This is a genomic window from Halalkalibacter sp. HAAS-P013, from assembly GCF_056619925.1.
Window position 1 is genome coordinate 1 of record NZ_JBWQTU010000029.1, and the last position, 13135, is coordinate 13135.

Here is a 13135-nt window from a genome sequence, read left to right on the forward strand (position 1 = left end):
AGTCCGCTCGACTTGCATGTATTAGGCACGCCGCCAGCGTTCGTCCTGAGCCAGGATCAAACTCTCCATAAAAATGGTAAGCTGATTAGCTCAAAATGTATCGCTAACGATACTTCATCATTTTTGTAAAAATGATAAGAAAAATTGACGAGATATATTAAATCTCTTTTAATTCGCTTGGCTTTTGTTCAGTTTTCAAAGAACTCTTATGTGCTGTTTCATCAGCAACATTTATTATCTTAACATATCATTCTGTTCCGCGCAACAACTTTCCAAAAGTTGTTTTTCGTAATCACCACCGAATCAATCAGTCGTTCGTGGCGACAAGAAATAATATATCACGAATTATAATTCCGCGCAAGAGTTAATTTAAAATTAATTTTCGCGGCTAGATTTAATAATCTATCATAATTTGACACGAATAGCAACTATCATTTGTGCTACTACACTATTACCACAGTTCTTTTTATTTAAACTTGAAAATGCTGGGACGGTTCTTGCGCTTCCTTCGTTTAGCGAAACTAAAAAAGCAAGAGTTCCATCCGAGACTGGTGAAAAAGTACAATTTCTATTAAAAAGAGGGAACCAAACTACAACAAGTAGTATCTGTTCGGAGTTTCATTTTCCATATATAGTAGTTAGAGTTATAACTTTTGACTTTTTCACTGATCCCGTTCCGTCCCCTTGCTCCTTAATAAAATCAAAATACTTTCTATTTTTCTTATGCTTGTTAAACTTGTCATTGTATTTCGGACTGCATCCTTAAAGTTCACTCTCAAATAATATTTCTGTTTCAACCTCATTATCCATTCTGACAAATTGACATTCACTTCTAGTAACGGTAATTTACGGTAATTTATAGTATTTCGAATAGACCTTCCCTTGCCTCTATCCAGTAAAGTATTCATTTAGATGTTGTACCATTAACTTAAACTCACCCTTTACACCATCCAACTCATAGCTATTTTCCGTCTTAAAACATAGTATGCTGCCTTTACCTTCCTTCCAATGCTGGTAACCTCTATAAAGTAATCTCTTAACTTCTATTTCCTGATCTTGCGTAGCAATTTCATAAACGTAAAAGTATATTTTATATTCTCCATTAGGTAATATAACTAGCACTAGATTCGATTTTTCACCCCAGATATCTGGACAATAGAAGCGAATCGCAACTCTGTCAGACCAACTATGAATTTTTTCAATTACTGTTGTGAATGAATTTTCACTGATGATAGCAGAGAAATTCTTTTTAATTGCTAATATATAATCATCTTTAATTTTCATAAGGTCATGAATTTCACCATAGTTCTTCTCAACAAACTCTATCATATCGTGATCCATTTTGTATTCACCTATCAGTTCCTCTAAATTTAATAAAAAATCATTTAAGAAAAATGACCATTTAGCATTGGCAGAGTTGAACATGTATGGTCCTGCATTTCTCTTTACTTCGACCTGCAAATCCTGGTATAAAATATTATTCCATCGCTCTGAAATCGAATTAATGTTATTAATAGAGAGAATCGCATAGTAAGCTCTCTTATTCGGATATTTGGACTCAATGTAAGCCTCATAATCATCTAAAGGATTGAGTAACTGATGGTAGATTTTGTTTTCTATTACCAATACCCATTCGTCACCAGCAACAACAAGATCTATTCTATTACCTTTTTGAGTCACAACTTCGCGCTCCACTATTTCTACAGAAGCCTTTTCAAGATCTATCTCCTCTTCACTATTTAACAAATTCAAGAAACTAGATAAGATCAAAGTTTCAAATTGATGCTCTTCTCTTGGATCTATAAAAAATGCTAAGACATCACTAATAGGATTTTCAAAATGTCCTCTTCCACCAATAGAGAACACTGTTTTCTCTCTTTTGGGGCGTTTATATTTTGAAGCCTCTTCTATCAGTTCTTTATATTGTAGTATTAAATTAGTATGGTTCAGTTTTATCACCTACTTCTTATAATTACATCTTGAAAAAGAGGGAGATTGCTCTTTTTAAAAACCTTTTCCACGCAAGATGGTAGATTTTCAGCTTCTTCCCAACAATTTGCTAGTTCGTATGCAGAATGACTTGGTTTCCACTGATTATCAGGATCTACTAATAATTCTTTCCATGAACTTATGCCTTTTGATGGAACAAAGCATTTACCCATTTTCACCTCCAATAATACTAATGCATCCTAGTTAATAAGAAGCAACTACTTCCTTTAAAAAAGCATCTAGTTCATCTTCTACTTTAAACTTAAAGGAATATCCATAATTAATAGGCGTTTTCCCTTTATTTATTTGTTTCGAGAACTTCCTAAATCCAGTACTATAACGCTCATCCCCTATACTTTTGAAACTATCCTTTATCGTCTCTGGATTCATAACGATAGTAATTTCTTTCTTATTTGGGAGCAAATAAATGATTTCTTTATTAGAACTATGAACAAATTCTGTTGCTTTACTTGACGTGTGATGTAAAGTAAAGTGATTCTCTTTAAAGACATTATTAATTCTTTTCGTTCTTTGAATCAGCTCAATGTCTACGTCTTTGGCGTCATTAGATTCAGATAACGTTTGCTGGGCATTTCCTTTGTTTGTTTCATTGTTTAAACTATCAATCTTTTGTTCAAAAAACGCCTGTATATTCTCTATCTTAGCTAGAGTTTGATCTAAATACGGTTTAATCAAACTTTCCAATTCCTTAGGATCAATTGCAGAATCTGAGGACATTTTTGGAAGTTGATAACGAGGCGCTTCAAAGTCATACTTAACATATACTTGCATGTACCAAATACTAATTTCAAATAAAAACCTATGAACTTGTAAGACATCCATGATATCCGCTTCTTTAATTTCGTGTGTAGCTTTATTACCTTTTTTTCTAATTAACTCTAATTTCGAATAGATCTCCTCATCTATTGCGTTTTGGCGATGTAATTTATGAATCCTTTCATAGTGCTTTAGTGGAAAGACTTCCTCAAGTCCTTCTTGTTCACTGATCATCTTTACTAACTCTTCACTATACAGTCGAGCTTGCATCATAGCTGCATGAGGCTGATCAAATAAATGATTTTCAATTCGCTGAGCAAGCTCTAATAAGTCTTTTGAAAATTGTTGAACAAATATAAAAATAAATTGCTTTTGCATTTTATGTACCACCTGTTATTTTTTGTTAGAACTATTATCATTCTACCATAAAAGACAAGTTTTACTTTTTAACAGAGTTGGACTTACATTCTAATCGAATTTAATAAGGAACTCTAACCTATGTTTTTCTCTTACATTAGAGCAACTTATCGAAATTCGTCTACGATTTTACTTCTTTAGTAGCATTTGAATTACTTGACGCCCTAGTGTTCTTGTGTTTTTCTGTTTGCCATTTGCTCTCTCAAGTTCTATTGCCAATCCTTTGTCTTTAATAATGTCTCGGAGCATTCCTTTTGTATTAGCTACTTCCTCCCCATCGCTATCAATAATCAAAATGCTCCCCGTACTCATTCTCTTAATTGTAAAATCAACACCGTCGAGTTTACCCTCAACCGTTTGTATTACATCACCAGCCAATGAGCGGCCTCGCTCTTTGACTGTTATATTAATTGTTTCATCTATGTGGACAATCAGCGCTTTTAACGTATGTCGCATATACTCACTTATCGGGTTAATACGAGCTTCATGTTCCAAACGCAGAACATTTCTTAGCATATCTGAGATTGTTACCACATCAATTTCTTCATTCGACTTTGTCCAGTACTTCCAAGCTTTTTTGTGTTTTCCAAGTGTTTCTTCATCCAAATTGTTATATTCAGCTTGTAGCTTAGAGCTGTTAACAAATGGAGTTAAAAACACCATGACAATTGAAGTTCCCTCTGAATCAACATCTAATTCAATTCCTTGAAACTCATTCAAAAACTGTTCATCTTGCGCAGCGCGAGGGTTGATTTTGTTCTCTATACAAATTCGATACTTCTCTACATACTCATCTTCCAAGCTCACTAATTCTTTCTTAAATAAACTAACCCGAATATCAATAGTTCGAACAGATCCATTGCTTAACTCATATGATTCTTCTAACCTGACGTCAACTTCATCCCACGATTCATTAGATAACCCAAGCTCATCAGTAGAATCCAATAAAAATAGAAATTCTTTCAAAACGGTATCCCCTAACCCGTGAGATTCTCGTGGATTTAGTAAATAAGCTAAGATTGCCGACATATTTTCTTCATTTAATCGACCTTTTCCTTGTGATAGTGCGGAAAATATATTCATAGTTTAACTCCTCGACTCATTATTGATTTCTAGCTTATTAATAAGTTAAAGCCAGCTAAGCTCAACAGCCCAGCTGACTTCCTCAATCCTATCGCAACTCAAACCAAACTTCTGCATCACTGCGTCGCTTAAACGCTGCAAGTGGGTTGTCATCGTCTTTATCAACAAGGAAATACGTATACCCTTCACGCTCTGCTCCTTCATACATCTCATTCCATAAGTCCGGTTCTAGGCCTGAGACAGAAACAAAATCATCGTACGAATTCCCTGCTGCACTGACTGCATCAAATTGTGCATGATTCAAATCAAATGGTTCTTCCTCGACTTCATGTACCTTCACATGAAACTTCGCTAACACGTATTCTTGATTGTCACCTGGTTCATCATTAAATGGATTGCCTTTTTGAACAAGCTCCCAAGCTTCATCTCCACTAATAACCTCTAGCATCTCCATTTCTAACTGCACATTTCCATAAAAAAGGTCTCGGTACTCCAAGGATACACGTTCACCAATGGTAAGTGGGTTGTTACGTGTACCCACTTCATTCGTTTCTTCTTCTGAAGGGGCCTCTTCAGATTCCTCATTGTTCACTTCTTCAAATGTGGCTAATAATTCTTCGGGAGGGGTGTCTGCTGATAACAGTGCTCGTAGTTCATCATACGATTCGCGCATATCTTCATCTTCAACGAGCGGACTAAAAATCCAGCCTAGTTTTTCTTCATAGACAAATAATACCATTTCTTCCATTTTACCAGCGTCATCTTGAAGTCTGGCCAACGTAATGACTCCTACTTCTCCGTCTTCTTCATGTTCCATTGACTCAATAATGGCAAACTGATCTGCATCAACCGTTGTAATCTCTGATTCTTCTGTAAAACCACTTATGAGATGGAACAGCGGTTGGACGTCTGGATGAATAAAGTCTTCAATAGCCTTGTCACGCGCATCCGCATCAGTTGTATAAAACTGTTCAACAAAACTCTTAATCATTTGTTCTTGATCTGTTAAATTACTCTTTTCTTCCATCCAATTGACTTCTGTTGCTGACTGTTCACTTGCTTGAGTTTCATCATCAACCCTTTCAACCGTAGATTCTTCCCCGCAACCAGTAATTACAACTGCAGCAGCTACCACTGACATCAAAAACGCACTTGCTTTTTTCATTTTTGTATCCCCCTTTGAATGTGATTTACATTCATAGGATATCAAGAGGAAATGACAGCATATTGTCAGCGAACGAATGTTTTATTGATAAATTTTCAGCCAATCTGTTAACACTTGTTTCATTTTTTCTCGGTAATGAACAGGTTCAAGGATTTCTGCATCCGTTCCGTACTGCATAATCCATTGTAAAAACTCTCGGTCGTGATTAAGGGTAACTTCAAATAGCAAACTCCCATCACTTCTTTCAGTCAACTTTGGTGTAACAAATAACTCCTCTTCCTTTACATAACGAGCAACGTTTGAGCTAAATAGCACTTTAAAATGAATCTTGTCCGTTCCTTGAATAATTGACCATGTATGTTGGAAATACTCCCTTACATTAAAATCTTTCTTTTCAAATGATTGATCCGTTTGCATCACTTCCAGCATTCTGCTTAAACGAAATGTACGAATCCCCTTTTTCTTATGACAGTATGCGATCAAATAAAATCGATGATCACGTGGAATTAAATAATAAGGGTCAAGATATCGTTCTGTCGTTACATCTCGACTTTGTGTGTGATAGACGACCTTAATCGACTTTGAATTCATAATAGCTTGAATGACAGGTGAGAGGAAGTTGGACTGCTCCTCCTGGAAAGCAGGTGTCCCCATTTGAATGATTGAGACCATTTTCTGAAGAACATCTTGCATGTCGCTTTTCTCTTTTTGGTGTGTTGCCATTACCTTTTCATAGGCGGAGTAAAAGTCTAATGGAATGAGGTGGGTAATAGGATCAAGGATTTTCGGCATCATTCCAAATGCAACAGCCTCTTCTTCAGTCCAATTTAGAGGATAAAGAGAAAAATTCCCTACAAACCGATTCCCCTTCCCATACCCATCGCTCATAATTGGAACACGCGCAGCACTTAACATTTCCAAATCTCGATAAATGGTCCTCTCAGTCGTTTCACACCTTTCGGCTAGCTCTTTTGATTTAATACCTGGGCTTGATTGAATAAGATTAATGATACGAATGAGTCTGATTAGTCGGTCGGACATGGGATCATCCTTTCTATAGCGATTTTATTGCAAAGTAAACCTCACTTTAGGCGTCACCTTTTCTATTTGGTTTCGTTTGTACCTTAGCTATCTTTTTTTCAACTGTTCAACAAACGTTTCACTATTAATAGTTGAGAAATTCTATGCTCTCCCTTTCAATGCACATTAATTACCTTTTTACACAATTATACATCTCCTACAATTATTTTGTATATTTTTTTACAATTATGCTTTTTTGTGTAATTACCAAAAAACGACCACGATTTTTAATAGTCTAATAGCTTGTGTGTTTAATATATAGCCAATCGCGGATGAGTCAGTCGAGCCCACTCCTCAGTATGGCTAATATAAAAAAGACAGGATTCCCCTGCCTTTTTCACCAAATTTGAATCGTCTCCTTGCTTCACTCCCAATTTCAGCTGGTTCTTTACCCTTTAAAATATTCATTTAGATGTTGTACCATCAACTTAGAAGTAGTAAAGGAAGTACAGGGACGGTTCGAGATCCGTCCCCTTGCTTCCTGATATTATTCCGTCCGCCTCTGAAGGATGGATGATACGTGTCGACAATATTCTAAATGGAGAAACCGATAATTATGACTATCTTTATACCATAGTTGATGAACCGACTTATGCGAATCACACGATGGAAAAGGAACTAACTTGGTTGCCTATCACGATGGAGGCTGGTCAAGTATTGAGAAAACTTAGAAACGATTAGTAAACTATGCAAAAGATCATGATCTCGTTTTGAAAAGTTATTTTTATGAGGATATTCTACTTGATGAGTTATCTGTTAAAGGGTTTGAGAAGTATTCAATAAAAATTTCTGTGCAAGTTAGAAATTAATATTGTACAATCTTATTTTAAATAAATGAGTTAGATAATTATTTAAGGCGGTCGAACAAATTTGTAACGTATATTAAAGATTGCACTGCATCAGAGTCTATTAAACTTCTATAAATATCAAGGTACTCTCAACGGAGTGTAATCACATAAGAGAAAAGAAGTTACTTAATTGGTAACTTCTTTTTTATGCTAATTCTAAAATAAAAGTAGTGACTGCTTCAAGTGTTATCCTGTTCTTTACTTTAAGTATTCTCAAATAAAATACATTTTCTAAGCTCGGCGCTCCATCAGATTGATTCCGAGTCCCATGCAGACCACGCCAAACAATAACATAATCGATATGGGCTGCAACAGTTCAGGCAATCCTTGGTTATAGATGGAAGCACCTTTCAAGGCATCTAGTCCGTAATAAATCGGCATTCCTTTCGCTAGAGCAACCATAATGTCATTTGTGACAATCTCGATTGGCCAGTACGCACCACCTAGCATGGCCATCGCCGTAGCCAGAATTGGAACGACTGCCTGCATTTGCTGAGATCTTTTCACTAGCCCCATGACTAGCATCCCTAGGCTCACGATAGCAAAAGTGTAGCAAGCGATGACGAATAAAAGAGTGCCGTACCGCTGTCCCAAATCAAATCCAAAGATAACTTTAAAAAATAGAAAAGCAACGAGAATTTGAACATATCCAATCAGAAAGCAGTAAAGCAAATGTCCGAAATAGATCTGCCATTTGTGCAGTGGCGAAACGATGAGACGGTCCCAGGTTCCCACTCTTTTTTCCTCCGCCACATTCATTAAACTAAACATTATCGTATATATGGAGAAGAATAGAGTCATCCCAAACAACACGTGAAGTTGGTTATCATAGATAAATGAGCTTTCTTCACCACTTAAGGATTCAGTTACGACCTTCATGCTAGGTTCATTCAGAAATCGTTCCAATTCTGTACGGAATTCACCTGCGTCTACCTGCGATGCTATTTCCTGTATCCGTAACTCCTCCGAAAACACCTGATAAACATAGTTTTCCACTGTAACACTAGACGGCTCCTGTACTGCAATGAGAATTCGATAGTCATCGTTCATCAACTTCAGTGCGAGTCCAGCGTCCCCGGTAGAAACCGCATCATGGGCTTCTGATTCCTCTACCCATTGAAAAGTCATATTCTCCGCTTCATTTAATCGCTCCAGCCACTCTACCTTTTTCTCTTCCTCCAAGGATGGGTCTCCGTAGGTGTAAATCGTAATCTGGCTGTTCGGTCCACCAAATCCTGCTAGAAAAGATACGAACAGAATGGTCAATCCGAGGAATGAGAGAACGAGTATAGGAGCACGGCGTAACCGATGCCACTGTAATAAAAATACTGATTTCATCTACAACGACCTCCTTTTTGGAAAAATGAGAATACTGCTTATAATCAATATGGCTGCCAACACTGCGATTCGAAGTAAATAAGGTAGAATCATAGTCATATCAAGCTCCTGCATCCACTTTAAAAATGCAGTCAATGCCGCACCATTTGGTGTCCAATTCCCTATGGTTCCGATCATTGCCGGCATTTCGGATGTTGGGAAGAAGCTCCCACCAACAAGGGCAAGTAACGTCACAATTCCACCAGAAAAAATATGATTAAGGGCATCATTTTCGTATTTCACCGTTAGCGCTGTTAATAATGAAGCAAAACCACCTACACAGATTGCAAGAATGATGGCAATGATAGCAATTCCTGCCCAAAACGCCGGTTCATCGAGGGGAAATGTTCGAAAGGCCAAGGTTGATACCAGAAAAAGAATGATCAATTGGAAAAAAGAAATGACAGATGCCGAAATCATTTTTCCACCTAAATAAACAATTGGATGACGGTTTGAAAGTATGATTCTATTAAACACATGCTGCTTTTTTTCCACATACGCTTTACTTGCAATCGTCGATCCAACAAATAATACAAACATCACTGCCATACTGATTGTATAGTATTGGAAAGATGTGATCGGCTCACGAGCGGAAATGGATTCTACTCCTCCAAACTCCTGTGCCTCCATCACCTCTCCTTCTGCTCGCTTTGACAAAACATCCCCATGGCCCAAATCTATTAATGTCTGAGATATTGCCGTTTCAAAATTCACTGTATTAACATATCGATTCACAATGTTAAGAAATACATCTGTTCGAATCGAACTATAGTCCTTCACAGTCATTTTCAGTTCACTGCCATCCCCTTCATTTAATAGCATTTTTTGAAGGGAACGGTACGTGAAATCTTCAGGGATCAGCAAAAGTGCGGTGAGATCTTCGTTTTCCAATGCTTCCTCTGCTTCGGAAAAATCGAGTTCTTCCACTGTCACCATGTTGCTGACACTTTCATTATTCATTAGGTCTTCCAACATGGTATAAGGTTTTATTTCCTCTACAACTTGTTCCAACTCCATAATTACTTCTGGAGGCATCCCCATCGTTTCCAAATCTTCTATAAAATCAATGACCCCCTGCTGTTCATCGTCCTCTATCACAAAAGCAACATCCATTTGGAAGTCCGATGTATCCCCACCAAGGATCCCCCTTAAAGCGAAGCTCAGAATAACGATTAATAAAATCGGCATGAGTAGGAGAATCATTAGTTCTGTTCGATCACGAAGCAGAACGAGAATATCCTTTTTTAAAAAGTTTCCCATCTCCTTCACCTCAATCCCTTAGCTTTCGGCCTGTCAGGTGTAAAAACACGTCTTCTAACGATGGTACCTGCACATTAACATTTAAAATTTGTGCCTGATGACGTTCCGCAGCCTGAAAGATACTACCAAGTAACTTGCTTCCCTTTGGTACGATCAACTTCAAGCCCTTCTCCGTTTCAATTGTCTGACGGATTCCATCGTGCGACTGCAAGTCTGTAACCAAGTCTGGATAAGGCCGGTCTAGGTCGATCCAGATCGTTTCTTCACCGGACAAAATGCTCTTTAATTCATCCTTTGTTCCGGATGCAATAATCTGACCGTGATCCATGATGTATACACGGTCACACAATCGCTCCACTTCTTCCATGTAATGACTTGTATACAGTACGCTTAGGCCCTTCTCTTGGTTAAGATGCCTTACCGTATCCAGGATGTGAGTCCTTGATTGGGGGTCAATCCCCACAGTCGGTTCATCCATAATAAGAAGTTCTGGTTCATGAAGCATCGCTGCAGCCATGTTAATTCGTCGTTGCATTCCTCCTGAATAGGTTTTGACAATTTCTTTTTGTCGCTCCTTCAGACCGACAATCTCTAGTACCTCCTGAATTTTCGATTCTAACTGCTTCCCTTTCAATTCATATATTCTTCCAAAAAACTTCAAGTTTTCATAAGCAGTCAGTTCGTTATACAAGGCAATTTCCTGGGGAACAACACCTAAGACATTCCGAATAATCCCTGGATCCTTCAAAACACTTTGTCCCTTCAGCTTCACATCGCCTGAAGTAGGTTTGATAAGTGAGGAAATCATGGAGATGGTTGTAGATTTCCCTGCTCCATTCGGCCCTAATAACCCGACCGATTCCCCTTTATCCATATATAAATTAACACCGTCTACTGCGGGCTTTCCCTTAAAAACTTTTTTCAGCTCTTCTGTTTCAAGCATGCCGCTACCTCCTTTTATCGTAAAACGCTTTTTCATAAGATTAACACTCGCATTCGCTCTTGGTGGACGTTATTTCATGTTTAATATAATTCAAAGTATATACATAAAAAGACAGTGCTCCCACTGTCTTCAGTCATCAGCTTTTTCATTTTGCATGACTTAAGTCATTTTATTATTAATAGCTCGTTGACATGATCCTCATAAAGGCTTAAACAAGGTTATGTCTGATCACATAAATCGCAATCTGTGTCCGGTCTCTCAGCTCAAGCTTATCGAGGATCATAGTAATATGGTTCTTTATAGTACCAACCGACAAGGCCAGTTCCTCTGAGATTTCTTTGTTACTTCGCCCTTCGCCAATTCGGCGGATAATATCCAACTCTCTTGGTGTGAGCGATGGATTCACATCTTGTGTTCTCTCTTGTTGTTTGAGGAGACGTGGCATTACTTTTGCTGCTACTTGGTCTTGCAAGGAGACCCCCCCAGCCAAACAACTTCGAATGGCCTTGATGAGTTCCTCTGGCTCCGCATCCTTAAGCATATAACCACTCACACCACTCTTTAGAGCCTCCAATGCATATTCATCGTCATTAAACGTCGTTAACATGAGTACTTTACGGTCTGGCCAACGGGAGTGGATGATACGTGCCGCTTCCAATCCATCCATTTCAGGCATTCGAATGTCCATGATAATCACATCAAAATGTTGTTTTTCACAAAGGGAAACAGCTTCCTTTCCATGACTCGCTTCCCCTGTTACCTTTATCTCAGCGTCTGTCTCCACCATCATTTTCAGTGCATGTCTAACCATCACCTGATCTTCAGCTAGTAATATTCGAATCACTCCATCTTCCCCCTTTTCATTGCGAGAAGTGGTAACGTCCCGCGCACGATAAATTGTCCATCATATTGAGCGATTTCAAGTTTCCCGCCAGCATCCTCAATCCGATCTCTCATAAAAGATAGTCCAAATCCTTCTTTGTGATGCCCTTTCGTTTTCACTTGGTTCGACACTTCAAATCGAAATACCCCTCCAGCCGGTGCTTCAAAGACGACTTCCACTTCACGTCCACCGGAGTGACGCATCACATTTGTCAGGGCTTCCTGTACTGCACGATACACGGCGATCGCCTGATCATTTCCTAATGGCGCCGTTAACGCACCATGTCTGATTGAAAACTGAATTCGCAGATAACTCTCTGCTTCAAGTTTTCGAACGAGCCTTATAATCGCAGATAACCCACCTATTTCATCTTGTTTCAACGTTTTCACTGCACGACGTGTTTCCTCAAGACTCTCCTTTGCAAGCTGTTTTAATTCTAGGAGCCTTGAATGAGCTGCTTCATCCGTTTGTTCCATTCGCGCTACTTCCAATTGCATGAGTAATGCCGTTAATTTATGACCGACAGAATCATGGATTTCCCTGGCGATCTGGGTCCTCTCTTCCTGCCTCGCAGCCTGCTCATCGTTTACGAGGCGCCGCTTCATTTTTTTATACTCACTCAATAGCGCTTCGTTCCTAGCTTCGTTTTCATCTACCTTTGTTTTCGTGTGGCGGTATGTCGCCAAGGCAACCCCGACTAACAATGTATAAAGCACAATAAAGACCAGTGAATAACTAGAATACGCGAAAAAATGAGGTGTTACCAAACCAACAAGCAGGATGCATCCGATTAGAATACTCTGCCAACCTTTGAGGTAAAACACCGACATCCCTGCTAAGATTGTAAAAACTAGGAAGGTAAATGGGTTCGTTGTTCCGCTGCTATCCGGCCATAGTGTTAAAACAGCCGATGCTGCCACCAAAGCCGTGATCATCGTAAAAATGAATGGATGCTTTTTAAATAAAGGTAACATGAAAAAGAAGCTGAAGAAGGCTGCACACCCAATGATGCGGTTTGGGATTTCTAATAAACTCCCTTGATAATGCAATAAGGCAAATAGCCAAGATAGTAAGAGTAATAATAGCCAAATCCAATATGTATACAAACCTGTTTCCCACCTGCCTCATTTTGTTTGAGTAAAATTTTGTTATCTATTAGCTAGTCATATCATAGCAAAATAGGTCATTCGAAAAAATAGAAATTTAAATAATGAGGCGAAAGGTGAAGGATTCAATCGTTTTGTCTCATTTGGAGTAAGGGCTGACGTATATCCCTCAACCTCCTCTTTTAAATTGACAGTGATTGTTATGAC

The 13135-nt window shown here is 38.4% G+C and carries 13 protein-coding genes and 1 rRNA gene; 1 reads left to right on the forward strand and 13 read right to left on the reverse strand.

Annotated features, from left to right (window positions below; genetic code table 11):
* The 8 genes from AC1FXP_RS22210 to AC1FXP_RS22245 form a co-directional block, all read right to left on the reverse strand.
* A 16S ribosomal RNA gene (locus AC1FXP_RS22210) occupies window positions 1-72 on the reverse strand; the annotation flags it as partial.
* 590 nt (window positions 73-662) lie between these two features.
* On the reverse strand, window positions 663-908 hold the full coding sequence (locus AC1FXP_RS22215) for a stage IV sporulation protein A (RefSeq protein ID WP_480064113.1): 246 nt from the start codon (window positions 906-908) through the stop codon (window positions 663-665).
* The gene (locus tag AC1FXP_RS22220; RefSeq protein ID WP_480064114.1) at window positions 889-1959 is read right to left on the reverse strand and encodes a PD-(D/E)XK nuclease family protein; all 1071 of its coding nucleotides are present in this window, start codon (window positions 1957-1959) and stop codon (window positions 889-891) included. The genes AC1FXP_RS22215 and AC1FXP_RS22220 overlap by 20 nt, the downstream gene beginning before the upstream one ends.
* Window positions 1956-2162: a DUF6946 family protein gene (locus tag AC1FXP_RS22225; RefSeq protein ID WP_480064115.1), complete on the reverse strand. Its 207-nt coding sequence runs from the start codon at window positions 2160-2162 to the stop codon at window positions 1956-1958. The genes AC1FXP_RS22220 and AC1FXP_RS22225 overlap by 4 nt, the downstream gene beginning before the upstream one ends.
* Window positions 2163-2193: 31 nt before the next feature.
* The gene (locus AC1FXP_RS22230; protein ID WP_480064116.1) at window positions 2194-3144 is read right to left on the reverse strand and encodes a DUF4145 domain-containing protein; all 951 of its coding nucleotides are present in this window, start codon (window positions 3142-3144) and stop codon (window positions 2194-2196) included.
* Between the two features lie 168 nt (window positions 3145-3312).
* On the reverse strand, window positions 3313-4266 hold the full coding sequence (locus tag AC1FXP_RS22235) for a PD-(D/E)XK nuclease family protein (RefSeq protein ID WP_480064117.1): 954 nt from the start codon (window positions 4264-4266) through the stop codon (window positions 3313-3315).
* Between the two features lie 88 nt (window positions 4267-4354).
* A complete protein-coding gene (locus AC1FXP_RS22240; RefSeq protein WP_480064118.1) occupies window positions 4355-5431 on the reverse strand; it encodes a DUF4352 domain-containing protein in 1077 nt (358 codons plus the stop codon).
* A gap of 81 nt (window positions 5432-5512) precedes the next feature.
* The gene (locus AC1FXP_RS22245; RefSeq protein ID WP_480064119.1) at window positions 5513-6472 is read right to left on the reverse strand and encodes a helix-turn-helix transcriptional regulator; all 960 of its coding nucleotides are present in this window, start codon (window positions 6470-6472) and stop codon (window positions 5513-5515) included.
* 552 nt (window positions 6473-7024) lie between these two features.
* On the opposite strand from AC1FXP_RS22245, the gene AC1FXP_RS22250 reads away from it, so the two are divergent.
* Window positions 7025-7192, forward strand: a complete 168-nt coding sequence (locus AC1FXP_RS22250; protein ID WP_480064121.1) for a hypothetical protein — start codon at window positions 7025-7027, stop codon at window positions 7190-7192.
* A 398-nt stretch (window positions 7193-7590) separates the two neighbouring features.
* Here AC1FXP_RS22250 and AC1FXP_RS22255 read toward each other — a convergent pair whose 3' ends face one another.
* From AC1FXP_RS22255 to AC1FXP_RS22275, 5 genes are all read right to left on the reverse strand, one after another.
* A complete protein-coding gene (locus tag AC1FXP_RS22255) occupies window positions 7591-8697 on the reverse strand; it encodes an ABC transporter permease (RefSeq protein ID WP_480064122.1) in 1107 nt (368 codons plus the stop codon).
* Window positions 8698-9996, reverse strand: a complete 1299-nt coding sequence (locus AC1FXP_RS22260; RefSeq protein ID WP_480064123.1) for an ABC transporter permease — start codon at window positions 9994-9996, stop codon at window positions 8698-8700.
* A gap of 10 nt (window positions 9997-10006) precedes the next feature.
* Window positions 10007-10939, reverse strand: a complete 933-nt coding sequence (locus AC1FXP_RS22265; RefSeq protein ID WP_480064124.1) for an ABC transporter ATP-binding protein — start codon at window positions 10937-10939, stop codon at window positions 10007-10009.
* Between the two features lie 208 nt (window positions 10940-11147).
* Entirely contained in the window at window positions 11148-11783 is a 636-nt protein-coding gene (locus AC1FXP_RS22270; RefSeq protein ID WP_480064125.1) for a response regulator, read from the reverse strand.
* Window positions 11780-12928: a sensor histidine kinase gene (locus AC1FXP_RS22275; protein ID WP_480064126.1), complete on the reverse strand. Its 1149-nt coding sequence runs from the start codon at window positions 12926-12928 to the stop codon at window positions 11780-11782. The genes AC1FXP_RS22270 and AC1FXP_RS22275 overlap by 4 nt, the downstream gene beginning before the upstream one ends.
* Window positions 12929-13135: the final 207 nt, after the last annotated feature.